This is a genomic window from Pseudomonas sp. R25(2017) (genome assembly GCF_002112565.1).
Classification (GTDB): Bacteria; Pseudomonadota; Gammaproteobacteria; order Pseudomonadales; family Pseudomonadaceae; genus Aquipseudomonas; species Aquipseudomonas ekonensis.
The window spans coordinates 100,253-124,802 of the sequence record NZ_NEHZ01000019.1 but is presented as its reverse complement, the minus strand read 5'-3'; the positions used below and the strand labels follow the sequence as shown (position 1 = coordinate 124,802).

At 65.4% G+C, this 24,550-nt stretch carries 20 protein-coding genes; 11 read left to right on the top strand and 9 right to left on the bottom strand.

Annotation, left to right across the window (positions count from 1 at the left end; translation table 11 throughout):
* Positions 1-95 precede the first annotated feature (95 nt).
* The 8 genes from phaZ to CAG31_RS22785 form a co-directional block, all read right to left on the bottom strand.
* On the bottom strand, positions 96-950 hold the full coding sequence (gene phaZ / locus CAG31_RS22820) for a poly(3-hydroxyalkanoate) depolymerase (protein WP_085585449.1): 855 nt from the start codon (positions 948-950) through the stop codon (positions 96-98).
* A gap of 61 nt (positions 951-1,011) precedes the next feature.
* A complete protein-coding gene (gene phaC, locus CAG31_RS22815; RefSeq protein WP_085585447.1) occupies positions 1,012-2,691 on the bottom strand; it encodes a class II poly(R)-hydroxyalkanoic acid synthase in 1,680 nt (559 codons plus the stop codon).
* Positions 2,692-2,950: 259 nt separating this feature from the next.
* On the bottom strand, positions 2,951-3,322 hold the full coding sequence (locus CAG31_RS22810) for a gamma-butyrobetaine hydroxylase-like domain-containing protein (protein WP_085585445.1): 372 nt from the start codon (positions 3,320-3,322) through the stop codon (positions 2,951-2,953).
* A 142-nt stretch (positions 3,323-3,464) separates the two neighbouring features.
* Positions 3,465-4,802 carry an HslU--HslV peptidase ATPase subunit gene (gene hslU, locus CAG31_RS22805; protein WP_085585443.1) on the bottom strand — a complete coding sequence of 446 codons (1,338 nt, stop codon included), beginning with the start codon at positions 4,800-4,802 and terminating at the stop codon, positions 3,465-3,467.
* Between the two features lie 53 nt (positions 4,803-4,855).
* A complete protein-coding gene (gene hslV, locus CAG31_RS22800) occupies positions 4,856-5,386 on the bottom strand; it encodes an ATP-dependent protease subunit HslV (protein WP_007968352.1) in 531 nt (176 codons plus the stop codon).
* 241 nt (positions 5,387-5,627) lie between these two features.
* Positions 5,628-6,344: an SPOR domain-containing protein gene (locus tag CAG31_RS22795; RefSeq protein ID WP_085585441.1), complete on the bottom strand. Its 717-nt coding sequence runs from the start codon at positions 6,342-6,344 to the stop codon at positions 5,628-5,630.
* Between the two features lies 1 nt (position 6,345).
* Entirely contained in the window at positions 6,346-8,082 is a 1,737-nt protein-coding gene (argS, locus tag CAG31_RS22790; protein ID WP_085585439.1) for an arginine--tRNA ligase, read from the bottom strand.
* 176 nt (positions 8,083-8,258) lie between these two features.
* Positions 8,259-10,478 (bottom strand): primosomal protein N', encoded by a 2,220-nt coding sequence (locus tag CAG31_RS22785; protein WP_085585437.1) that lies wholly within the window; start codon positions 10,476-10,478, stop codon positions 8,259-8,261.
* A 203-nt stretch (positions 10,479-10,681) separates the two neighbouring features.
* On the opposite strand from CAG31_RS22785, the gene rpmE reads away from it, so the two are divergent.
* The 3 genes from rpmE to CAG31_RS22770 all read left to right on the top strand — a co-directional run bounded on the left by rpmE (position 10,682) and on the right by CAG31_RS22770 (position 13,175).
* Positions 10,682-10,900, top strand: coding sequence for a 50S ribosomal protein L31 (gene rpmE, locus CAG31_RS22780; RefSeq protein ID WP_085585435.1), 219 nt, complete (start codon positions 10,682-10,684; stop codon positions 10,898-10,900).
* Between the two features lie 41 nt (positions 10,901-10,941).
* Positions 10,942-11,724 (top strand): thermonuclease family protein, encoded by a 783-nt coding sequence (locus tag CAG31_RS22775; protein WP_085585433.1) that lies wholly within the window; start codon positions 10,942-10,944, stop codon positions 11,722-11,724.
* Between the two features lie 182 nt (positions 11,725-11,906).
* Entirely contained in the window at positions 11,907-13,175 is a 1,269-nt protein-coding gene (locus tag CAG31_RS22770) for a malic enzyme-like NAD(P)-binding protein (RefSeq protein ID WP_085585431.1), read from the top strand.
* Positions 13,176-13,419: 244 nt separating this feature from the next.
* On the opposite strand, the gene CAG31_RS22765 is transcribed toward CAG31_RS22770, so the two are convergent.
* On the bottom strand, positions 13,420-15,858 hold the full coding sequence (locus CAG31_RS22765; RefSeq protein ID WP_371856123.1) for a penicillin-binding protein 1A: 2,439 nt from the start codon (positions 15,856-15,858) through the stop codon (positions 13,420-13,422).
* 219 nt (positions 15,859-16,077) lie between these two features.
* Between CAG31_RS22765 and CAG31_RS22760 the strand changes: the two genes are divergently transcribed.
* The 8 genes from CAG31_RS22760 (at position 16,078) to CAG31_RS22725 (ending at position 24,332) form a co-directional block, all read left to right on the top strand.
* On the top strand, positions 16,078-17,142 hold the full coding sequence (locus CAG31_RS22760; RefSeq protein ID WP_085585427.1) for a pilus assembly protein PilM: 1,065 nt from the start codon (positions 16,078-16,080) through the stop codon (positions 17,140-17,142).
* Complete coding sequence (locus CAG31_RS22755) at positions 17,142-17,708, top strand: PilN domain-containing protein (protein WP_085585425.1); 567 nt, start codon at positions 17,142-17,144, stop codon at positions 17,706-17,708. Before CAG31_RS22760 ends, CAG31_RS22755 begins: the two co-directional genes overlap by 1 nt.
* Complete coding sequence (gene pilO, locus CAG31_RS22750; protein ID WP_085585423.1) at positions 17,705-18,346, top strand: type 4a pilus biogenesis protein PilO; 642 nt, start codon at positions 17,705-17,707, stop codon at positions 18,344-18,346. The genes CAG31_RS22755 and pilO overlap by 4 nt, the downstream gene beginning before the upstream one ends.
* Positions 18,343-18,867, top strand: coding sequence for a pilus assembly protein PilP (locus tag CAG31_RS22745; RefSeq protein ID WP_085585421.1), 525 nt, complete (start codon positions 18,343-18,345; stop codon positions 18,865-18,867). The genes pilO and CAG31_RS22745 overlap by 4 nt, the downstream gene beginning before the upstream one ends.
* A 13-nt stretch (positions 18,868-18,880) precedes the next feature.
* Positions 18,881-20,959 carry a type IV pilus secretin PilQ gene (pilQ, locus tag CAG31_RS22740; protein ID WP_085585419.1) on the top strand — a complete coding sequence of 693 codons (2,079 nt, stop codon included), beginning with the start codon at positions 18,881-18,883 and terminating at the stop codon, positions 20,957-20,959.
* 4 nt (positions 20,960-20,963) lie between these two features.
* Positions 20,964-21,482 carry a shikimate kinase AroK gene (gene aroK / locus CAG31_RS22735; protein WP_085585417.1) on the top strand — a complete coding sequence of 173 codons (519 nt, stop codon included), beginning with the start codon at positions 20,964-20,966 and terminating at the stop codon, positions 21,480-21,482.
* 131 nt (positions 21,483-21,613) lie between these two features.
* Positions 21,614-22,714: a 3-dehydroquinate synthase gene (gene aroB, locus CAG31_RS22730; RefSeq protein ID WP_085585415.1), complete on the top strand. Its 1,101-nt coding sequence runs from the start codon at positions 21,614-21,616 to the stop codon at positions 22,712-22,714.
* A gap of 10 nt (positions 22,715-22,724) precedes the next feature.
* Positions 22,725-24,332, top strand: a complete 1,608-nt coding sequence (locus CAG31_RS22725; RefSeq protein WP_085585413.1) for an AAA family ATPase — start codon at positions 22,725-22,727, stop codon at positions 24,330-24,332.
* Positions 24,333-24,550: the final 218 nt, after the last annotated feature.

The following is a 24,550-nucleotide window of genomic DNA, read 5'->3' as shown; positions in this document are numbered from 1 at the left end:
ACAAACACACCGAACCAGAGAACCATAGACGCTGTTGCGGATTGTTGCCTGCGCGGCGTCCTGCCACACACCTTCCATAAAACGTGCCGGATCGGTCATGCCCCCGGCGATGCCGGATGCGGATGCATCACCGCACGCTGACGTTCCTCCTCCAGGAATTTCATGATGATCGGCGCCACCGCTTCGGCCCGGGTGATCAGGAACAGGTGGCCGTCGTCGATGATGTGCAGCTGGGCGTTGGGGATCCGCCAGGCGAGCATGCGCATGTTGATCAGCGGGATCAGCGGGTCGTCGTCGCCGGCCAGCACCAGGGTCGGCTGATGGATCTTGTGCAGCCAGTGGATGCTGGTCCAGCCCAGGCCCGCGAACAATTGCCAGTAGTAGCCCAGCTTGCCCGCCGAGCGCACCTTGGCCGCGTGGCTGGCGGCGAGGGTCGGGTCGCGGCGGAACGAGCCGCCGTAGATCAGCGGCGCGATGCGGATCACGTGGGACGGCTGGATGTAGCGGCGCGGGCTGGCCATCATCCACAGCACCTTCGGCTTGCCCGGCACCATGAAGGCACCGGCGGCGGTGGCCGCCAGCACCAGTTTCTTGCAGCGCTCGGGGTAGTCATGGGCGAACTGCTGCGCCAGGGCGCCGCCCCACGACACGCCGATCGCGTTGACCTGGCCGTAGTCGAGGTAGTCGAGCATCCGTGCGGTGAGTTTCGCCAGGCCGGCGAACCGGTACGGTCGGCTCGGCGTCGAGGAACCGCCGACGCCGGGCACGTCGAAGGCGATGACCTCAAGATCCGGATCCAGCGCCGCGACAAAGGGAAACACCAGCTCCAGGTTGGCGCCGATGCCGTTGAAGATCAGCAAGGGCGTCAAGTGAGGCTTGCCGGGGCGCACCGCGGTGCGGATGGTCTGGCCATCCAGGTCGACGGTGCGGAAGATGAACGGGTGCGGCATGCTCAGGCCCTGTGGCTATTGGGTTCACCCCCGCCCCGCAGGGTGGGGCGGGGGGTGTCGGTTACCGCTCGTGCACGTAAGTGCCCGGCGACGCTTCGCCCGCCGGGTACGCCTTGTTGCCCAGCTTCGCCGGGGCCTTCTTCAGTTCGCCCGAACGCTGGGCCTGCCACGCCTGCCAATGCAGCCACCAGGAGTCGGTGTGCTTGGTCGAGTTTTCCTGCCAGTCATCGGCGTCGTCGGCCATTTCGCTGTTGGTCATGTAGCGCGCCTTCGGGTTGCCCGGCGGGTTCAGGATGCTCTGGATGTGGCCGCTGCTCGACAGCACGAACTCGACCTTGCCGCCGAACAGCTGCGCCGACTTGTAGCAGGACTTCCACGGGGTGATGTGGTCGTTGGTGCCGGCCAGGGAGAAGATGTCGGCGGTGACCTGCTTGAGATCGATCGGCGTGCCGCACACTTCCAGTGCGTCGGGGCGGGTCAGCGGGTTGTTTTTGAACATTTCGATCAGGTCGCCGTGGAACGCGGCCGGCAACCGTGTGGTGTCGTTGTTCCAGAACAGGATGTCGAACACCGGCGGCTCGTTGCCGAGCAGGTAGTTGTTCACCCAGTAGTTCCAGATCAGGTCGTTGGGGCGCATCCAGGCGAAGACCTTGGCCATGTCCTTGCCTTCCAGCACGCCGGCCTGGTACGAGTGGCGCTTGGCGGTCTCCAGCGTCTGTTCGTCGACGAACAGGGCGACGTCGGTGTCCAGGGTGGTGTCGAGCACGCTGACCAGCAGGGTCAGGGCATTGACCTTGTTCTCGCCGATGGCCGCGTAGTGGCCCAGCAGGGCGGTGCAGGTGATGCCGCCGGAGCAGGCGCCGAGCATGTTCACGTCTTTGCTGCCGGTGATCGCGGTGACCACGTCCACCGCTTCCTTGAGGGCTTCGATGTAGGTCGACAGGCCCCACTCGCGCTGTTCCTTGGTCGGGTTGCGCCAGCTGACGATGAAGGTCTGCACGTTGCTGCGCAGGCAGAATTTGGCCAGGCTCTTGTCCGGGCTCAGGTCGAACACGTAGAACTTGTTGATCTGCGGCGGCACCACCAGCAGCGGTCGCTCGAACACCTGCTCGGTGATCGGCTTGTACTGGATCAGTTCCAGCACGTCGTTGCGAAACACCACCGCGCCTTCGGACACGCCCAACGTCTTGCCGACCTCGAACGCGCCCATGTTGACTTGGCTCGGCATGCCGCCGTTGTGCACCAGGTCCTTGGCCAGGTGCGAGAGGCCGTCGAGCAGGCTCTTGCCGCCGGTCTCGAAGAAGCGCTTGACCGCCGCCGGGTTCGCCGCGCTGTTGGTCGGGGCCATGGCTTCGGTCATCAGGTTGATCACGAAGTGCCCGCGCGCGATGTCCTTGGGCGAGAGGCTGCTGTCGTCGATCCAGTCGTGGAGTTCCTTGCGCCACGCCAGGTAGGTTTGCAGATAACGGCGGTAGAGCGGGTTCTGGCTCCAGGCCGGATCGACGAAGCGACGGTCGTCGCCGGCAGGCTGCAGTTCGGATTTGCCGAACAGCACGTTCTTGAGTTCAAGGCCGAAATGGGCGACATGCTTGACGCTGTGTATCGGTTGCCGGATGGCCTGGGTCAGCACCATGCGGGCGGAGGCCAGCAGATCCTTTCCGCGCAGCCCGACGACGGGATTGAGCCCCAAGGTGTTTTCCGAGGCTTGGTACTTCAGGTCATCGTTGTTCTTGTTACTCATCTACGACGCTCCATTGTCCTGAGACGAGTACCCGGTCCTCACTGTGCAGTCTTACAGCCGGTGCCAGGTACTGCCGCTCGGGTGACCGTTGATTCTGCAGGGCAGATCTGCAGTGCACGGAACACTGCAGGGAACTTGCCAGTTCCATTGGTTACCCGAGATTGGTTTTTTTCGCAAGCGGGCCAGTCCTCGGCCGCACAAGCGGAGCATTCAAACAGATGAATTTAGAAAATGCCCTCTAAACCGCCCGAGGCACGGGCTAGAGCATCAGCTTGACGACGGACTCGTCCGGGTCGCGGGATTTGCCGGCGGCTTTGAGTTCGTCCAGGTAATCGGCCCAGAGTGCGTCATAACGTCGCCCCAGTTCGTACAGGTATTCCCAGGTGAACAGTCCGCTGTCGTGGCCGTCGTCGAAGGTCAGTTTCAGTGCGTACTGACCGGCCGGTTCCACCTTGGTCAGGCCGACGTGGAGCTTGCCGTACTGCAGGATCGGTTTGCCGTGGCCCTGGACCTCGGCGGAGGGGGAGTGCACGCGCAGGAACTCTGCGGGCAGGGTGAACGATTCGCCGGACGCGTAGGCGAGCGTCAGGGTCTTGGAGGCTTTGTGCAGTTTGATGTCGGTGGGCAGCATGACCGGGTATCCGTCTGGTGCGGAACCTTGTGGGAGCGAGCCTGCTCGCGGTGGGGCGGCACATTCAACCCAGAGGTTGTCTGAACCGCCGCCATCGCGGGCAGGCTCGCTTCCACCGTTCCGCTACATCTGTAAGGGGGGCTTACAGGATATAACGGGACAGGTCTTCGTTCTGCGCCAATTCGCCCAGGTGGCTGTTGACGTAGTCGGCGTCGATCAGGATCGGCTTCTCGTCGTGGGCGCTGGCCAGGTCGCCGGCGCTGAACGACACCTCTTCGAGCAGGCGCTCGAGCAGCGTGTGCAGGCGACGGGCACCGATGTTCTCGGTCTTCTCGTTGACCTGCCAGGCGATCTCCGCCAGACGCTTGATGCCTTCGGGCTGGAACTGGATGTTCAGGCCTTCGGTCTTGAGCAGCGCGCAGTACTGCTCGGTGAGCGAGGCGTGCGGTTCGCTGAGGATGCGCTCGAAGTCTTCCGGGCTCAGGGCCTTGAGCTCGACGCGGATCGGCAGGCGGCCTTGCAGCTCCGGCACCAGGTCGCTCGGCTTGCTCAGGTGGAACGCGCCGGAGGCGATGAACAGGATGTGGTCGGTCTTGACCATGCCCAGCTTGGTGTTGACGGTGCAGCCTTCGATCAGCGGCAGCAGGTCGCGCTGCACGCCTTCGCGGGACACGTCGGCGCCGCCGACGTTGCCGCGCTTGGCCACCTTGTCGATCTCGTCGATGAACACGATGCCGTGCTGCTCGACCGCCTCCAGGGCCTTGGCCTTGAGTTCCTCTTCGTTGACCAGGCGCCCGGCCTCTTCGTCGCGCACCAGCTTCAGCGCTTCTTTGACCTTGAGCTTGCGGGCCTTCTTCTTGCCCTTGCCCATGTTGGCGAACAGGTTCTGCAGCTGGTTGGTCATCTCTTCCATGCCCGGCGGCGCGGAAATGTCGACGCCCATGGCTTCGGCCACTTCGATCTCGATTTCCTTGTCGTCCAGCTGGCCTTCGCGCAGGCGCTTGCGGAACAGCTGGCGGGTGTTGGAGTCCGGGGTCGGCGCGTCGTCGCTGTTGAAGCCCATGCGCGCCGGCGGCAGCAGGGCGTCGAGGATGCGCTCTTCGGCGGCGTCTTCGGCGCGGTGGCGCACGCGGGTCATCTCCTGCTCGCGCAGCAGCTTGATCGCGGCGTCGGCCAGGTCACGGATGATCGATTCGACGTCGCGGCCGACATAGCCGACCTCGGTGAACTTGGTCGCTTCGACCTTGATGAACGGCGCGTTGGCCAGCTTGGCCAGGCGACGGGCGATCTCGGTCTTGCCGACGCCGGTCGGGCCGATCATCAGGATGTTCTTGGGGGTCACTTCAACGCGCAGCTCTTCAGGCAGCTGCATGCGGCGCCAGCGGTTGCGCAGGGCAATCGCGACGGCGCGCTTGGCATCGTCCTGGCCGATGATGTGGCGGTTGAGTTCGTGGACGATTTCGCGGGGAGTCATGGACATGGTGATTGACGGTCCTCAAGCAGAAACGAGCTGTGGCGCAGGGCGCGGCAGGCTCATTCAGCGAGATCCTGCTCCTCAATGGTCTGGGTGTGGTTGGTGAAGACGCAGATGTCGCCGGCGATGCCGAGGGCGGTCTCGACAATTTCGCGGGCCGACAGGTCGGTTTTCTTCAGCAGGGCGCTGGCGGCGGCCTGGGCGTAGGCGCCGCCGGAACCCATGGCGATCAGGCCGTCTTCGGGTTCGACCACGTCGCCGTTGCCGGTGATGATCAGCGAGGCGTCCTTGTTGGCGACCGCGAGCATCGCTTCGAGGCGGCTCAGTGAACGGTCGGTGCGCCATTCCTTGGCGAGTTCGACGGCGGCGCGGATCAGGTGGCCCTGATGTTTTTCGAGCTGGCCTTCGAAGCGTTCGAACAGGGTGAAGGCGTCGGCGGTGGCGCCGGCGAAACCGGCGATGACCTGGCCGTGGTACAGGCGGCGAACCTTCTTCGCGTTGCCTTTCATCACGGTGTTGCCGAGGGAAACCTGGCCGTCGCCGCCCATGACGACTTTGCCGTGGCGGCGGACTGAAACGATGGTGGTCAAGGGAAGAGTCTCCACGCAGCGGGGCGAAAATGCCTTATGCACACCCATATGGGGGTGGAGGACGGTATTTCAACTGCGGGGGTGGCGAGGGGACGAGCGGAGGGCGCGGCTGTGGCGAGGGCGTTCGCTCCCTCCCGCCGCAAGTCCTGGGATCCTGGCCTGTCTGAAGCGCAGGATCCGCAGGGTTCGGGGGCGCTTGGCGCCCCGTCGGGAGCCAGCGCCCTTGCCGCAACGTGCCGGGTCAGCGGCTCTGGCGTTGTTGTAACAGCAAGTTGCTGAAGCCGCTGCCCGCCAGCTGCTTCTGTGCGGTGGTCAGTTGCTCACGGTTGCTGAACGGGCCGACCAGCACGCGGTACCAGGTCTCGTCCTTCACCGTGCCGGACTCCACCGACACCGCCTGGCCCAGCAGGATGATCTGCGCCCGCACCTTGTCGGCGTCGGCTTCCTTGCGGAACGAACCGGCCTGGAGGAAGAACTTGGTCACCGGCGCCGCCTTCGCCACCGGCGGGGCCGGCGGCGGCGTGATGCCGGCCAGCGCCGCCTGGGCCCGCGCGGTGTCGATCTTCGCCGCTTCCGCCGGGGTCACCGGGGTGGTCGGGATCGCCGGCACCTGCGGCGTCGGCAAGGTTTTCTCCGGCACGGCGTCCGGCGGCACGATCACTTCCGATTCCGGCAGCAGGGTGTAGAAGTCGTACTTCGGCTTCACCGGTTGCGTCGGGCTCGGAGGCGTCTTGTTGGCCTCGGCGATCTTGGTGGCCTTCTGCTGTTGCTGCTGCTCGACCTTCTCGCGCTTGACCGTGTCGCTGCCCTTGCCCGGCTCCAGTTTCATCAGGAACACGATGAACGCACCGACCGTCAGGCCGATGGCCATCCACAGCCAGCCCGGAATCGGTTGCTTGGCCGGGGCCTGGTAGCGGCTGGCGCCGCGCTTGGGGGCGGGTTTTTTCTTGGCAGCCAACTTACATGCGCTCCAGGGTTTCCAGGCCCAGCAGTTCCAGGCCTTGCTTGAGGGTACGGCCGGTCAGCGCGGCCAGGCGCAGGCGGCTTTGCATCTGCGCCGGGGTGTCGGCGGCGAGGATCGGGCAGTTCTCGTAGAAGCTGGAGAACAGGCCGGCGACGTCGTACAGGTAGGTGCACAGCACGTGCGGCGTGCCTTTCTCGGCCACGTTGTTCAGCACTTCGCCGAACTGCGCAAGCTTGGCCGCCAGTTCCAGCTCGTGCGCCGCTTCGAGGACGATCTGGCCGTCGACTTCGCTGAAGTCCTTGCCCAGCTTGCGGAACACGCCGGCCACGCGGGTGTAGGCGTACAGCAGGTACGGCGCGGTGTTGCCTTCGAAGTTGAGCATCAGGTCGAAGTTGAAGCTGTAGTCGCTGGTGCGGTGCTTGGACAGGTCGGCGTATTTCACGGCGCCGATGCCCACCACCCGGGCGATGTTGCGCAGTTCGTCCTCGGCCAGCGTCGGGTTCTTTTCCTTGACCAGGCTATAGGCGCGCTCGCGGGCCTCGGTCAGCAGGTCGATCAGCTTCACGGTGCCGCCGTCGCGGGTCTTGAACGGACGGCCGTCGGCGCCGTTCATGGTGCCGAAGCCCATGTGCTCCATCTCCATCGGATGGGTCACGAAACCGGCCTTGCGCGCCACGGCGAACACTTGCTGGAAGTGCAGGGCCTGACGCTGGTCGACGAAGTACAGCGCGCGGTCGGCGTTGAGCTTGCCGCTGCGGTAGCGCACGGCCGCAAGGTCCGTGGTGGCGTACAGGTAGCCGCCGTCGGCCTTGACGATGATCACCGGCAGCGGGTCGCCGTCGGCGTTCTTGAATTCGTCGAGGAACACGCACTGGGCGCCGTTGCTCTCCACCAGCATGCCGGCGGCCTTGAGGTCGTTGACCACGTTGATCAGGTCGTCGTTGTAGGCGCTTTCGCCCATCACGTCGGCCATGGTCAGCTTGACGTTGAGCAGCTCGTAGATCTTCTGGCAGTGCGACAGCGAGATGTCCTTGAACCGGGTCCACAGCGCCAGGCACTCGGCGTCGCCGGCCTGCAGCTTGACCACCAGGCCGCGGGCGCGGTCGGCGAACTCGGCGGACTCGTCGAAGCGCTGCTTGGCGGCGCGGTAGAAGTTCTCCAGGTCCGACAGCTCGTCGCTGGTGATCGGGTTTTCCTGCAGGTAGGCCATCAGCATGCCGAACTGGGTGCCCCAGTCGCCGACGTGGTTCTGGCGGATCACGTCGTCGCCGAGGAACTCGAGGACGCGGGCCACGCCGTCGCCGATGATGGTCGAGCGCAGGTGGCCGACGTGCATTTCCTTGGCCAGGTTCGGCGCCGACAGGTCGACCACGGTGCGCTGCGCAGGACCGGCCTTGCGCACGCCCACACGGGCGTCGGCCAGGGCGGCGTCAAGGCGGTTGGCCAGGGCCTGGGTGTTCTGGAAGAAGTTGATGAAGCCGGGGCCCGCGATCTCGGCCTTGGTGACGTTCTCGTCGGCCGGCAGGGCGGCGATGAGCTTTTCCGCCAGGTCGCGCGGCTTCATGCCCGCAGGCTTGGCCAGCATCATCGCGATGTTGCTGGCGAAGTCGCCGTGGGTCTTGTCGCGGGCGTTTTCCACCTGGATCGCCGGCGACAGGCCTTCAGGCAACACACCTTCGTTGACGAGTTGGGTGAGGGCTTGCTGGATCAGCTGGCGAATGGTGTCTTTCATGGTCGTCTCTTTCGACCGCTGGCGCGGCGGCGCATCGGTGCGCGGGTGGAAAAACTGGGCATTATCCGTTGCGAAGACGGGCTTGCCAACCTTAGCAGGCCGGATGTGGATGTGCGGCGACAATTGCGCCGCGATTCCTTGTGGCAGAGGGCCGGCCGGCGATGGCGATCCGTCCGTCAGTACAGGTCCACCGGATCGACATCCAGCGACCAGCGCACCGCCCGCCCGCTCGGCATCTGCTCAAGGGCCAGCAGCCAACCGGCCAGCAGCCGGTGCAACGGAGCCCGCGCCGTCGCCTGCAGCAGCAATTGAGCCCGATAGCGCCCGGCCCGGCGCTCCATCGGTGCCGGCACCGGGCCCAGCAGTTCGATGCCGCCGAGGTTCTGCTCGGCCAGCATGCGTTCGGCTGCGCTGCACGCTTCGTCGAGAAAAGCTTCGGCCTGGCCCGGCTTGTGCGCCTCGGCGCGCAGCAGCGCCAGGTGGGCGAACGGCGGCAGGCCGGCGGCGCGGCGCTCGCTCAAGGCCTGCTCGGCGAAGGCGAAGTAGCCCTGTTCGGTCAGTTGCACCAATAAAGGATGGTCGGCGAGGTGGGTCTGGATGATTACCTTGCCCGGCTCCTCCGCCCGTCCGGCGCGGCCGGCCACCTGCACGATGAGCTGCGCCATCCTTTCGCTTGCGCGAAAGTCGCCGGAGAACAGGCCGCCGTCGGCGTCGAGGATCGACACCAGCGTGACCCGGGGAAAGTGGTGCCCCTTGGCCAGCATCTGGGTGCCGACCAGAATGCACGGCTGGCCTTTCTGGATGGTGGCGAACAGCTGGTTCATCGCGTCCTTGCGCGAGGTGCTGTCGCGGTCGACCCGCAGCACCGGGTAGTCCGGGAACAGGATCGCCAGCCGCTCCTCGGCCCGTTCGGTGCCGGCGCCCACCGGCCGCAGGTCGACCCGCTCGCACTTGGGGCACTGGCGCGGCACGCGCTCGACATGGCCGCAATGGTGGCAGCGCAGTTCGCCGTAGCGCTGGTGCACGGTCATCCGCGCATCGCAGCGCTGGCATTCGGACATCCAGCCGCAGTCGTGGCACAGCAGGGTCGGCGCGAAGCCCCGGCGGTTGAGGAACACCAGTACCTGCTGGCCGGCGGCGAGGGTCTGGCCGATGGCTTGCTGCATCGGGCCGCTGATGCCGCTGTCCAGCGGCCGGCTCTTCACGTCCAGGCGCAGGAAGCGCGGTTGCTTGGCGCCGCCGGCGCGCTCGTTCAGGCGCAGCAGGCCGTAGCGGCCGGTGTAGGCGTTGTGCAGGCTTTCCAGCGAAGGCGTCGCGGAGCCGAGGACGATCGGGATGTTCTCCTGCCGTGCGCGCACCAGCGCCAGGTCCCGGGCGTGGTAGCGCAGGCCTTCCTGCTGTTTATAGGAGCCGTCGTGCTCTTCGTCGATGATGATCAGCCCCGGGTTCTTCATTGGGGTGAACAGCGCCGAACGGGTGCCGATGATGATGTCGGCCTCGCCGTCCCGGGCGGCGAGCCAGGCGTCGAGGCGGTCACGGTCGTTGACCGCCGAATGGAGCAGGGCGATGCGCGCGTTGAAGCGCTGCTCGAAGCGCGTCAGGGTCTGCGGACCGAGGTTGATCTCGGGGATCAGCACCAGGGCCTGCTTGCCGGCTTCGAGGGTTTCGCGGATCAGCTGCAGGTAGACTTCGGTCTTGCCGCTGCCGGTGACGCCGGCCAGCAGGAACGCGTGATAACTGTCGAAGCCGGCGCGGATCGCCTCATAGGCTGCGCGCTGTTCGGCGTTGAGCGGCAGCTCCGGCTGCGCCAGCCAATGCTCGTGGCGCACGCCCGGCGCATGGCGGCGCACCTCCACCTGCACCAGGTCCTTGGCCAGCAACAGGTCGAGGCTGTCCTTGTTCAGCATCAGTTTGCCCAGCAGCCCGTGGGCGACGCCGTGCGGATGCTGGGCCAGTGTGGCCAGGGCCTCCCGCTGGCGCGGGGCGCGGGCGATGCGCGGGTCGTCGAGGCTGGCGCCTGGGGCCGCCGACCAGAAGCGTTCCTGGCGGGCCTCGGCGGGCTCGCCCTGGCGCAGCAGCACCGGCAGCGCCCAGTTCAGGGTGTCGCCGAGGCTGTGCTGATAGTACTGGGCCGTCCACAGGCACAGCTTGAACAGGGCCGGCGGCAGCGGTGCGCTGGCGTCGAGCAGGGCCAGCGCGGGCTTGAGCTTGTCCGCCGGCACGTCGCTGGTGTCGCAGACCTCCACCAGGATCCCGATCATTTCCCGCCGGCCGAACGGCACCCGCAGGCGCATGCCCGGCTGCAGACGGTCGCGCGGCACGCCGGCCGGAGCGCGGTAGTCGAACAGGCGGCGCAGGGGGGAGGGCAAGGCGAGGCGCAAGATGGCGTCGGGCACGCGGGGTCTCGATCGGCAGACTGATGAAAGGAGCGGTCGCGCACATGACCTGTGGGGCGTCGCCTATGGGGCGGGAGCCTAGCAGACGGTCGGTTCAAGGGACAGCTTGCGTGATCGGCAAGGTCTGGTAGAATCCGCGCCCTAATTCCGTGCGGTATTCAACAATCGTGTTGGGTGGCGGCACGCTAGCTGAGGAAAGCACCATGAAAGCCGATATTCATCCAAACTACGTTGAAATCGATGTTACCTGCAGCTGCGGTAACAAGTTCGTCACCCGTTCGACTCACGGCAAAGCTCTGCCGATCGACGTTTGCAACGAGTGCCACCCGTTCTACACCGGTAAGCAGAAGACTCTGGACACCGGTGGTCGCGTTCAGAAGTTCGCCGACCGTTTCGGTGCTTTCGGCGCGAAAAAGGCCTAAGGCCGCTCATTCTGGAAAACCTTCAAGGCTTTTCCGGTCTGATGAAAAAGGCGTCCCTTGCGGGCGCCTTTTTTGTGTCCGCGATTTGGCTGCCGGGCGCCCAGGCGTTCTGCCCGGCGCCCGGCGGATTGGCTGATGTCGCGGTGCAGCGCGTGGTGGACGGCGACACCCTGCGCTTGAGCGACGGGCGCAGCGTGCGGATGATCGGGCTCAACACCCCGGAACTGGGCAAGCAGGGCCGCCGCGACGAGCCGTTCGCCGAGGCGGCGCGCCAGCGCCTGGCGTCGCTGGTGGCCGACAGCGGCGGGCGCGTCGGCCTGCTGCCCGGCAAGGAGTCCAAGGACCGTTACGGCCGGACGCTGGCGCACGTTTTCAGCCGCGGCGGCGTCAATCTCGAAGCGCAAATGCTCGCTGACGGCCTCGGGTATCAGGTGGCGGTGGCGCCGAACGTGGATTTCGTCGCCTGCCAGCAGGCCGCCGAACGCCAGGCGCGACGGGCCGGGCGCGGCGTGTGGAAGCGCTCGCCTGTACTGAAAGCGGAGCAGATCGCCCGCTCGGGCTTTGCCGTGGTCAGCGGGCGTGTGAGCACGGTCCGACGCAATCGGGGCGCAATCTTGATCGAAATACAGGACGCGCTTGTACTGCGCGTTGCGCCCAATCTGCTAGACCGTTTCGACGGCGCGGCGCTGCAACGGCTGGAAGGCAGGCAGATCGAGGCCCGTGGCTGGGTGGTCGACCGCTCGCGGCGCGGCGGATCGTCGCCGGGGCAGCCGCGCTGGCTGCTGCCGTTGACGGATCCGGCCATGCTGCAGCCTTCCCGCTGAAAAAAATTGTAGACATTTTTGCCGGTGATTGTGAACAGTCCAGCCCTTGCGGGCCGTGGCTCTTGGCCCAAAGTCGTAGGACAGCGCGCTTGACAGGGGTGACCGGCCAGTCTTGTGAGGACTTTGCGAGGCGCGTATCCTCGCTGACCAGTCTGTCCAACAGTAAAAAGCGGAATGCCAAAATGTCTGATCTGAAAACTGCCGCTCTCGAATATCACGCCAATCCTCGTCCAGGGAAGCTGAGTGTCGAGCTCACCAAGGCCACCGCCACCGCCCGCGACCTGTCGCTGGCCTACAGCCCCGGCGTAGCCGAGCCGGTACGCGAGATCGCCCGCGATCCTGAACTGGCCTACAAGTACACCGGCAAGGGCAACCTGGTTGCAGTCATTTCCGATGGCACCGCGATTCTCGGCCTGGGCAACCTCGGCCCGCTGGCCTCCAAGCCTGTGATGGAAGGCAAGGGCGTGCTGTTCAAGCGCTTCGCCGGCATCGACGTGTTCGACATCGAAGTCGACTCGGAAAGCCCGCAAGCCTTCATCGACACCGTCAAGCGCATCTCCATCACCTTCGGCGGCATCAACCTGGAAGACATCAAGGCACCCGAGTGCTTCGAGATCGAACGCGCCCTGATCGAACAGTGCGACATCCCGGTGTTCCACGATGACCAGCACGGCACCGCCATCGTGACCGCCGCCGGCATGATCAACGCCCTGGAAATCGCCGGCAAGACCCTGGCCGACGCCAAGATCGTCTGCCTGGGCGCCGGCGCCGCCGCCATCTCCTGCATGAAGCTGCTGGTGAGCATGGGCGCCAAGGTCGAGAACATCTACATGATCGACCGCACCGGTGTGATCCACGCCGGCCGTGACGACCTGAACCAGTACAAGGCCGTGTTCGCCCACGCCACCGACAAGCGCACCCTGGACGACGCCATCGAAGGCGCGGACGTGTTCGTCGGCCTGTCCGGCCCGAACCTGCTGACTGCCGAGCAGCTCAAGCGCATGGCGGCCAACCCGATCGTGTTCGCCTGCTCCAACCCGGATCCGGAAATCGCCCCGGAACTGGCCCACGCCACCCGCAACGACGTGATCATGGCCACCGGCCGTTCGGACTACCCGAACCAGGTCAACAACGTGCTGGGCTTCCCGTTCATCTTCCGCGGTGCCCTGGACGTTCGCGCCAAGCGCATCAACGAAGAAATGAAGATCGCCGCCGCCAACGCCCTGAAGGACCTGGCCAAGCTGCCGGTGCCGAAGGAAGTCTGCGCCGCCTACGGCGTCGACGCGCTGGAGTTCGGCCGTGAGTACATCATTCCGAAGCCGATGGACGCCCGCCTGATCACCGTCGTTTCCGACGCGGTGGCCAAGGCCGCCATCGAGACCGGTGTGGCGACCCTGCCGTATCCGAAGAACTACCCGCTGAAAAGCGTGGATGACGTGTTCAACGGCTAAGCCGTTGTAGCGCTTCAATCGAAGCCCCGGCTCGTGAGAGTCGGGGCTTTTTTGTGCCTGAGGGTTCTTGTACCGGCTTCACCGGCCCCATCGCCAGCAGGCTGGCTCCCACCGTTTTTTGCACTGTACCCACTCTGTGGGAACCAGCTTGCTGGCGATGAGACCAGTTCATTCACTGCAAATCCGACAGGTATAAAAAAAGCCCCGCACTTCTCGCGAAGGCGGGGCTCTTTTGGGGCTGCGATCAGAACAGATCGATCGGCGCCTGTTCGTCCGCCGGCAGCGGACTGCCCGGCACGGCGCCATTGCCGATCTCGTTGACCGACGGCGGTGTGTCTTCGGCCTTGAACAGCTCGAAGTACGCGCCCGGCGTGCTCGGCGAGGCGGCGCGGCCGCTGACCGGATCCACCCGCAGACTGAGGATGCCTTCCGGCTCCGCCTGGACATGCGGCGGCTTGTCCTTGAGGGCGGCGGACATGTAGTTCATCCAGATCGGCAGCGCCACGGTGCCGCCGAACTCCCGGCGGCCGAGGCTTTCTGGTTGGTCGAAACCGGTCCAGACCGTGGTCACGTAATCGGCGTTGTAGCCGGAGAACCAGGCGTCCTTCGATTCGTTGGTGGTGCCGGTCTTGCCGGCGATGTCGCTGCGGCCCATGGCCAGCGCACGGCGGCCGGTGCCGAGCTTGATCACGTCCTGCAGCATGCTGTTGAGGATGTAGGTGGTGCGGCCGTCGACGATCCGCTCGGCCACCGCCGGCGTCTGCGGGGCCACGGTGCTGCCGGGGGCTTCGCCCGGTGTCGCGTTGACGGTGAACGCTGGAGTGGCCGGGGCGGCGATGCCGTCGGTCGCCGCCGTGCCCTGGGGCACCGTCGGCGGGTTGGCGACGAACAGGGTGTCGCCGTTGCGGCTTTCGATCCTGTCGATGATGTACGGCGTGACCTTGTAGCCGCCGTTGGCGAAGGTGCTCCAGCCGGTGGCGATCTCCATCGGGGTCAGGGTCGCGGTGCCCAGCGCCAGGGACAGGTTCGGTGGCAGGTCCTGCTTGTTGAAGCCGAAGCGGGTGATGTAGTCGATGGTCTTGCCGACGCCCATCGCCTGCAGCAGGCGGATCGACACCAGGTTACGCGACTTGTACAGCGCTTCGCGCAGGCGGATCGGGCCGAGGAAGGTGTTGGTGTCGTTCTTCGGACGCCAGACCTTGTCCAGGTATTCGTCGACGAACACGATCGGCGCGTCGTTGACCAGGCTGGCGGCGGTGTAGCCATTGTCCAGCGCGGCGCTGTAGACGAACGGCTTGAAACTCGAACCCGGCTGGCGCTTGGCCTGCATGGCGCGGTTGTAATTGCTCTGCTCGAAGGCGAAGCCGCCGACCAGCGAGCGGATCGCGCCGTTCTGCGGATCCAGCGACACCAGCGCGCCCTGGGCCTGAGGAATCTGGCTGAACTTGAGCGAGTTGTTCGCCTGGCGCTGCACGCGCACCAGGTCGCCCACCTGCGCCACGTCCGATGGCTGGCGCGGGGCGGCGCCCATGCTGTTGGTGTTGAGGAACGGCCGGGCCCACTTCATGGTGTCCCAGGCGACGTGTTCTTCGCCGGTGCGGGTGAGCACCTGCAGGCCGTTCTTGTCGACCTGGGTGACGATGGCCGGCTCCAGGCTGCTGATGGTGCGCTGCTTGGTCAGCTCGTTGGCCCAGGCCTCGCGGGTCTTGCCGGGCAGGCGCGATTCGGGGCCGCGGTAGCCGTGGCGCTGGTCGTAGGTCATCAGGCCTTCATGCAAGGCGTTGTTGGCCATTTCCTGCAGGTTGCTCGGCACCGTGGTGGTGACGCGGAAGCCTTCGGTGTAAGCGTCGCTGCCGTAGCGACCGACCATTTCCGCCCGGGCCATTTCGGCGATGTACGGGGCGTTCACTTCCGGGGTCGGCACGTGGTAGCTGGCGTTCAGCGGCTCGTTGACGGCGGCGGTGTAGTCCGCCTCGGTGATCTTGCCCAGCTTGTACATGCGCCCCAGGATCCAGTCGCGGCGCTCCTTGCTGCGCGCCGGGTTGGCCAGCGGGTTGAAGCGCGACGGGGCCTTGGGCAGGCCGGCGATCATCGCCATCTGCGCCAGGCTGACCTCGCGGATCGACTTGCCGTAGTACACCTGCGCCGCGGCCTCGATGCCGTAGGCGCGGTTGCCCAGATAGATCTTGTTCACGTACAGCTCAAGGATCTCGTCCTTGGTCAGCTGCCGTTCGATCTGCAGGGCCAGGAGGATTTCGGTGGTCTTGCGCGAGAAGCTGCGTTCGCTGGTCAGGAAGAAGTTCTTCGCCACCTGCATGGTGATGGTGCTGCCGCCGGACTGGATGTGGCCGCTCTTGAGCAGTTGGGTCGCGGCGCGCATCAGGCTGCTCGGATCGACGCCGTAGTGGTTGGCGAAGTTGTCGTCTTCAGCACTTAGTAACGCATTGATGAAATTGGGGGGAATGTCGGCGAAACGGATCGGCGTGCGGCGCATTTCGCCAAATTCTGCGATCAACTTGTTGTCGCTGCTGTACACCCGGAGCGGAATCTGCAACTGAATGCTTCTCAGCGCCTCCACAGATGGCAAACCCGGACTAAGGTAAAGGAACGCGCCGCTGAGACCTAAAAGCAGTCCGCAGAAAACGGCGACGATGGACCAACCGAAAAATTTCAGCAGACGAATCAAGGCTCTTGGACATCCAGGGCAAAGAATGAAATTGGCGACGGGCTTGCGGCGACATGCACGAAGGGCCCGCGCTGGCGGTAAAAGCGGAAAAAATCGCTGGGCATTATAAGCACTTTTCCGCTGGGGGCGTCATTTGCGCTTCTGTCAAGACGGGGCGAGGGAACGCAAGGCGCATAACGGAGTCCGTAAGTCACGGATAGTCATAGGGATTGGGCAGTGCCAGGACTCTTCAACAAAAAGACCAACACGCTGCTGGGGATCGACATCAGCTCCACGTCGGTGAAGCTGCTGGAGCTGAGCCGCCAGGGCGAGCGCTACCGGGTCGAGGCCTACGCGGTGGAGCCGTTGCCGGCGAACGCCGTGGTCGAAAAGAACATCGCCGAACTCGAAGGCGTCGGCCATGCCCTGTCCAGGGTGCTGGCCAAGGCGCGCACGGGGCTCAAGGGCGTGGCGGTGGCGGTGGCCGGATCGGCGGTGATCACCAAGGTCATCGAGATGGATGCCGGCCTGTCCGACGACGAGATGGAGAACCAGCTCCGGATCGAGGCCGACCAGTACATTCCCTATCCGCTGGACGAAGTCGCCATCGATTTCGAAGTGCAGGGCGTGTCGCCGCGCAATGCCGAGCGGGTCAACGTGCTGCTGGCGGCCTGCCGCAAGGAGAACGTCGAAGTCCGCGAAGCGGCCCTGGCCCTGGCGGGACTCACGGCGCGGGTGGTGGATGTCGAGGCCTATGCCCTGGAGCGCTCGTTCGGCCTGCTCGCGACCCAGCTGGCGCAATCCCAGGAGCGCCTGACGGTCGCCGTGGTCGACATCGGTGCGACCATGACCACCCTGAGCGTCCTGCACAACGGCCGGATCATCTACACCCGCGAGCAACTGTTCGGCGGGCGCCAGCTCACCGAGGAGATCCAGCGCCGCTATGGCCTGACCTTCGAGCAGGCGGGGCTGGCGAAGAAACAGGGCGGCCTGCCGGACGACTATGTCGGCGAAGTGCTCCAGCCGTTCCGCGAGGCGCTGGTGCAGCAGGTGTCGCGTTCGCTGCAGTTCTTCTTCGCGTCCGGCCAGTACAATGCGGTCGACCATATCCTGCTGGCCGGGGGCACGGCATCGGTGCCGGGGCTCGACAGCCTGATCGAACAGCGCCTGGGCACGCCGACCCAGGTCGCCAACCCGTTTTCCGACATGGCGTTGAGCGGCAAGGTCAACGCCGGGGCGCTGGCCAGCGATGCGCCGGCCCTGATGATCGCCTGCGGGCTGGCGCTCAGGAGTTTCGACTGATGGCGCGGATCAACCTTCTGCCCTGGCGCGAGGAGCGCCGCGAAGAGCGGCGCAAGCGTTTCCTGCTGGCGTTGACCGGCGTGCTGGTGGGGTCGGTGGGCGCGGTGCTGATCGCCGACCAGATCATCGGCGCGGCCATCGAGCGGCAAACGTCGCGCAACGACTACATCGGCAAGCAGATCGCCTCGGTCGACGAGCGGATCAAACAGATCAGCGAACTCAAGGCCCGTCGCCAGCAACTGGTGGAGCGCATGCGCATCATCCAGGATCTGCAGGGCAACCGGCAGGTCAGCGGGCGGATCTTCGACCAGCTCGCCCGCACCCTGCCTGACGGGGTGTACTTCACCGACGTGAAGATGGTCGGCAAGACCTTGTCGATCAGCGGTGCGGCGGAGTCGAACAACCGCGTCTCCGACCTGATGCGCAACCTCGACGCCTCCGACTGGTTCGATGCGCCGGTCCTCAACGAAGTGAAGGCGACCACCGCCGGGCAGCTGGATCAGGCCAACACCTTTCAGCTGACCGTTCGCCAGACCCGGCCCAAGCTGGCGGAGGACGTCCAATGAAGCCATCCGAATGGCTGGGCAGCCTGCGCAGCATTGACTTCAACGACCTGGACACCGGCAACATCGGCTCCTGGCCGACCGCGGTGAAGGGTCTGGCCGGCGCGTTGCTGATGGTGCTGGTGCTGGCGCTTGGCTACAACTTCTTCATCAGCGATCTGGAGAACCAGCTCGAGCTCAAGCGCGAGGAAGAGGCCACGCTCAAGGAGCAGTTCGCGACCAAGGCGCACATGGCGGCCAACCTCGAGCTCTACACCCGGCAGATGAAGGAGATGGAAAACTCGTTCGGCGTGCTGCTGCGTCAGTTGCCCAGCGACACCGAGGTGCCGGGCCTGCTGGAGGACATCACCCGGACGGGGCTCGGCAGCGGGCTCGAGTTCGAAGAGATCAAGCTGCTGCCGGAGGTGGTCCAGCAGTTCTACATCGAGCTGCCGATCCAGATCACCGTCACCGGCGGCTATCACGACCTGGCGACCTTCGTCAGCGGCGTGGCCGGGTTGCCCCGGATCGTCACCTTGCACGATTTCGAACTCGCGCCGGCCAACCCCGAAGGCGGCTCGAAGCTGCGCATGAGCATCCTGGCCAAGACCTACCGCTACAACGACAAAGGACAGCCGCAAGACAAGGGGCCGACGCCATGAGCCCGATCCGGTGTTTCATTGCGCTTGCCCTGGCGCTGGGGCTGGGTGGCTGCGGGGGCGGCGACTTCAGCGACCTCGACGCGTACATGAACGAGATCCGCCAGCGCCCGCCCGGCAAGATCGAGCCCACGCCGGTCTTCCATGCCTATCCGACCTTCACCTACAGCGCAGCGAACCTGCGCAGCCCGTTCTCCCGCCAGGTGCGGGTCGACCTGGCGGGGCAGCGGCACGGCTCGCGCAATGTTCGGCCCGACCCCAACCGGGTCAAGCAGTACCTCGAAGGTTTCAACATCGAGCAGTTCGAGATGGTCGGCACGATTTCCAACGCCTCCGGCGCCTTCGCGCTGCTGCGCGGGGCGGGCGGGGTGCACCGGCTGAAGGTCGGCGACTACCTGGGGCGCAACGACGGTCGCATCGTCGCCATCAGCGCCTCCCAGGTCGATGTGGTCGAAATCGTTCCCGACGGCGAGGGCGCCTGGCTGGAGCGGCCGCGCACCATTCCTTTGAAAGAGCACTCATAGTGGAAGACGAACAATGAACAGGATTTTCGCAACCTTCGGTCTTTCGCTATGGATAGCGCTGCTGTCGCCGATGGTCGATGCGGCCACCCTCAAGGCCCTGGACGTGGCGGCGCTGCCGGGCGACCGGGTCGAGCTGAAGCTGTCCTTCGACGGCCCGCCGCCGCAGCCCAAGGGCTACACCACCGATTCGCCGGCACGGATCGCCCTCGACCTGCCGGGCGTCTCCAGCCAGTTGGCGAACAAGACCCGTGACCTGGGCAGCGGCAATGCCCGCTCGGCCACGGTGGTCGAGGCCAAGGACCGGACGCGGATGATCATCAACCTGACCCAGCTGGTGCCCTACGACACCCGGGTCGAAGGCAACACGCTGTTCGTCGTGGTCGGCCAGGGTGCCCGCAAGGCTGCGCCCCGCACGGCGGCGGCCACATCGCGCCCCGTGCCGGCCGCCGCGCCGGCCAAGGCTTACGCCCCGACGGCCAGGGCCATCCGGGGCGTGGACTTCCAGCGTGGCACGGCGGGCGAGGGCAATGTGGTCATCGACCTGTCCGACCCGGCCATCGCCCCGGACATCCAGGAACGCGACGGCAAGATCGTCCTCAACTTCACCCGCACCCAACTGCCCGAACCGCTGCGGGTGCGCCTCGACGTCAAGGACTTCGCCACGCCGGTGCAGTTCGTCAGCTCCAGCGTCAGCGGCGACCGGGCGACCGTGACCGTCGAGCCCGTCGGCACCTACGAGTACTCGACCTACCAGACCGACAACAAGCTCACCGTCAGCATCCGGCCGATGACGGTCGATGACCTGCAAAAGCGCAACGCCGACCGCAACAGCTACAGCGGCGAGAAGCTTTCGCTGAATTTCCAGGACATCGACGTGCGCTCGGTGCTGCAGCTGATCGCCGACTTCACCAACCTCAACCTGGTGGCCAGCGACACGGTGCAGGGCGGGATCACTTTGCGTCTGCAGAACGTGCCGTGGGATCAGGCCCTGGACCTGGTGCTCAAGACCAAGGGGCTGGACAAGCGCAAGATCGGCAACGTGCTGCTGGTGGCGCCGGCCGATGAGATCGCCGCCCGCGAGCGGCAGGAACTCGAGTCGCAGAAGCAGATCGCCGAACTGGCGCCGCTGCGCCGCGAGCTGCTGCAGGTCAACTACGCCAAGGCGGCGGACATCGCCAAGCTGTTCCAGTCGGTGACCAGCGCCGAGGCGAAAGTCGACGAACGCGGGTCGATCACCGTCGATGAACGCACCAACAACATCATTGCCTACCAGACCCAGGATCGCCTCGACGAGCTGCGGCGGATCGTGGCGCAACTGGACATCCCGGTGCGCCAGGTGATGATCGAGGCGCGGATCGTCGAGGCCAACGTCGATTACGACAAGAGCCTGGGCGTGCGCTGGGGCGGATCGATCCGCAACAAGGGCAACTGGAACACCTCCGGCGTGACCAACGGCGCGTCCACCACCATCGGCACGCCGGGCAGCACCAGCACCAACACGCCGTTCGTCGACATGGGCACCACCGGCAACACCTCGGGGATCGGCATCGCCTTCATCACCGACAACGTGCTGCTCGATCTCGAACTGACTGCCATGGAGAAGACCGGCAACGGGGAAATCGTCTCCCAGCCGAAGGTGGTCACCTCCGACAAGGAAACCGCCAAGATCCTCAAGGGCACCGAAATCCCCTACCAGGAAGCCAGCTCCAGCGGCGCCACCTCGGTGTCGTTCAAGGAGGCTTCGCTGTCGCTGGAGGTGACGCCACAGATCACCCCGGACAACCGCATCATCATGGAGGTCAAGGTCACCAAGGACGAACCGGACTACCTGAACAAGGTGCAGGATGTGCCGCCGATCAAGAAAAACGAGGTCAACGCCAAGGTGCTGGTGAACGACGGCGAAACCATCGTGATCGGGGGCGTTTTCTCAAATACTCAAAGCAAGGTCGTAGATAAGGTGCCATTTCTTGGCGATGTGCCGTATCTTGGCCGCCTTTTCCGGCGTGATGTGGTCTCGGAGAAAAAATCCGAGCTGCTGGTCTTCCTCACTCCGCGTATCATGAATAACCAGGCGATTGCTGTGAGTCGTTGATTCTGTGCGAAATTTGATTCTTGTAGGCCCGATGGGCGCTGGAAAAAGCACCATCGGCCGGTTGCTGGCCAAAGAGCTGCGCCTGCCGTTCAAAGATTCCGACAAGGAAATTGAACTGCGCACGGGCGCCAATATCCCGTGGATCTTCGACAAGGAAGGCGAGCCCGGCTTTCGTGACCGCGAGCAGGCGATGATCGCCGAGCTGTGCGCGTTCGACGGCGTGGTGCTGGCCACCGGCGGGGGCGCGGTGATGCGCGACGCCAACCGCAAGGCCCTGCACGAGGGCGGGCGGGTGGTGTACCTGCACGCCTCCGTCGAGCAGCAGGTCGGGCGCACGTCACGCGACCGCAACCGGCCGTTGCTGCGCACCGCCGATCCGGAAAAGACCTTGCGCGACCTGCTGGCGATCCGTGACCCGCTGTACCGGGAGATCGCCGATCTGGTGGTGGAAACCGACGAGCGGCCACCGCGCCTGGTGGTGCTCGACATCCTCGACCGTCTGCAGCAGCTTCCGCCCCGTTAAAGCGCCGCCCGAAATGCGCTATCCTCGGCGTCCCGTCATGCCCGGGGGTGTGGCGGATGGCGTGCGGGCGACGTCATACCGGCTAAGACCGCGGACATCCGATAATTCAGCCATCTTCACTGTGGGGACACATGCAGACACTCAAGGTCGATCTGGGCGAGCGCAGCTACCCGATTCATATTGGCGAAGGTTTGTTGGACCGGCCTGAACTGTTGGCTCCGCACATCCATGGGCGGCAAGTGGCGATCGTCTCCAACGAGACCGTGGCGCCGCTCTATCTTGAGCGTCTGACCCGCACTCTGGCGCCGTACTCGGTGATCTCGGTGGTGCTGCCAGACGGCGAGGCGCACAAGAACTGGGAAACCCTGCAACTGATCTTCGACGGCCTGCTGACCGCCCGGCACGACCGCCGCACCACCGTGATCGCCCTGGGCGGCGGCGTCATCGGCGACATGGCCGGTTTTGCGGCCGCCTGCTACCAGCGCGGCGTCGACTTCATCCAGATCCCCACCACGCTACTGTCCCAGGTCGATTCGTCGGTGGGCGGCAAGACCGGGATCAACCATCCGCTGGGCAAGAACATGGTCGGCGCGTTCTATCAGCCGAACGTGGTGCTGATCGACACCGCCTCGCTCAAGACCTTGCCGGCGCGCGAGCTGTCCGCCGGTCTGGCGGAAGTCATCAAGTACGGGCTGATCTGCGACGAGCCGTTCCTGACCTGGCTCGAAGACAACGTCGACAAGCTGCGCAACCTCGACCCGCAGGCGCTGACCTACGCCATCGAGCGTTCCTGCGCGGCCAAGGCGGCCGTGGTCGGCGCCGACGAACGGGAGTCCGGCGTTCGCGCCACCCTCAACCTCGGCCATACCTTCGGCCACGCCATCGAGACCCACATGGGCTATGGTGTCTGGTTGCATGGCGAGGCGGTCGCCGCCGGTACGGTCATGGCCCTGGACATGTCCGCGCGCCTGGGCTGGATCAGCGCCCGGGAGCGTGACCGCGGCATCCGCCTGTTCCAGCGCGCCGGCCTGCCGGTGGTGCCGCCCGAAGAGATGACCGAGGCCGATTTCCTCGAACACATGGCAATTGACAAGAAAGTGATCGACGGTCGCTTGCGCCTGGTGCTGCTGCGCCGGATGGGCGAAGCGGTGGTGACCGACGATTATCCGAAAGAGGTTCTACAGGCCACGCTGGGAGCGGACTACCGTGCCCTGGCTCAGCTTAAAGGTTGATAGGATTCCGATGACCAGTTTGCATGCCGACGAGGCGTTCCTCGGCCATTTCCAGTTAAGTCACGACCCGTTCGCGCCAAGGGTGCCGGGCTTCAAATTCTTCCCCGCCCAGCGCAAGCCAGTGCTGGGCCAGCTTCATCATCTGGCGCGCTACAGCCAGTTGCTGCTGGTGGTCACCGGCCCTCAGGGCAGCGGCAAGACCCTGTTGCGCCAGGCGCTGGTGGCCAGCACCAACAAGCAGTCGGTGCAGAGCGTCGTCGTCTCGGCCCGTGGCGCCGGCGACGCGGCCGGTGTGCTGCGCCAGGTGGCCCAGGCGCTGGACGTGGTCCAGGCCGACGTCAACGCGATCCTCGCCCAGGTGGTGCAGTTGGCGCTGACCGGTCAGGAAGTCTACCTGCTGGTGGACGATGCCGAGCAGCTCGACGAGTCGGCCCTCGAGGCCCTGATGGCCTTGGGCGCCGGTGCGCCGGAGGGCCGTCCGCACGTGTTCCTGTTTGGCGAGTCGTCGCTGATCGCCCAGCTCGACGCGCTGCAGCTTGAGGAAGAGCGCTTCCATGTGATCGAGCTGCAGCCGTACACGGAAGAGGAAACCCGCGAGTACCTCGACCAGCGGCTCGAAGGCGCAGGCCGCGGCATCGAACTTTTCACCGCAGATCAGATCTCTGATATTCACGAAAGCTCCGAGGGCTGGCCGGGCAACATCAACCAGGTCGCCCGCGATGCGATGATCGAAGCCATGATCGCCAGCCGCACTGCGGTCAAGCGTCCAAGTATGGGGTTCAACATGCCGAAGAAACACGTATTGGCGATTTCCGCCGTGGTCGTGGTCGCGGTCGCGGCTGCCTGGCTGATGCCGGGCCGCAGCAAGGCGCCGACCGCCGGGGCACCGGCCAACGAACAGGCCCAACTGCCGCTGGGCCAGGGCGGTCAGGGCGGTGCTCCGTCCGTCGAGTTCAACGGCAACACCCAGCCGATGCCGTTGCCGTTGGTCGGCAACTCGCAGCCGGTGATGCGCGGCCCGCTGGCCGAAGCGGCCGGCGGCATCACCGAAGGCGACGACGGTGTGCCGGTCGAGGGCTCCAGCGCCACGCCGCCGACCGTGACCACCACCGCGCCGCCGGCAGGTGTGCCGGCCGGTCCTGCGCCGACCCCGGTTCCGGTGCCTGTGCCCGTGCCGGCGGCGAAGCCTGCGCCGGCCCCGACCCAAGTCGCCGTCGCCAAGCCTGCTCCTGTCGCGCCAGCGGCCAAACCGGCCCCGGCGCCGGCCAAGCCTGTGGCGGCCGCCAAACCGGCCGAGAAGCCCGCCGAGAAGCCGGTCGCCAAGGCTGCCGGCGGCAGCTGGTACGCCGGCCAGGCGCCGGGCAACTACGTGGTGCAGATCCTCGGCACCAGCTCCGAAGCGACCGCGCAAAGCTTCGTCAAGGAGCAGGGCGGCGAGTACCGCTATTTCAAGAAAGTCCTCAACGGCAAGCCTCTCTACGTGATCACCTATGGCAGCTTCGCCAACCGTGATGCGGCCGTTTCTGCCATCAAGGCCTTGCCAGCGAAGGTTCAGGCTGGTAAACCTTGGCCTCGCACTGTCGCCAGCGTCCAACAGGAACTGGCTACAACTCGCTGAAGATTCGGCGGCCTTACCCAGGCCGCCTCTCCCGGCACCTCAAAATCTCCACGAGTGCGCGCTTCCTTCCAAGGTCGCGTGCCTTGTGGTGTCTGCGTCACAGTAGTCTTTGAGTCGTTGCGGTCAGAATTAAAAAAGTTTTGACTAGCACAGCAGATCGCTTTAAACATTTCACAAACGCGACATGAATTTGCGACATTTCGTCGTCAAATTTGTGA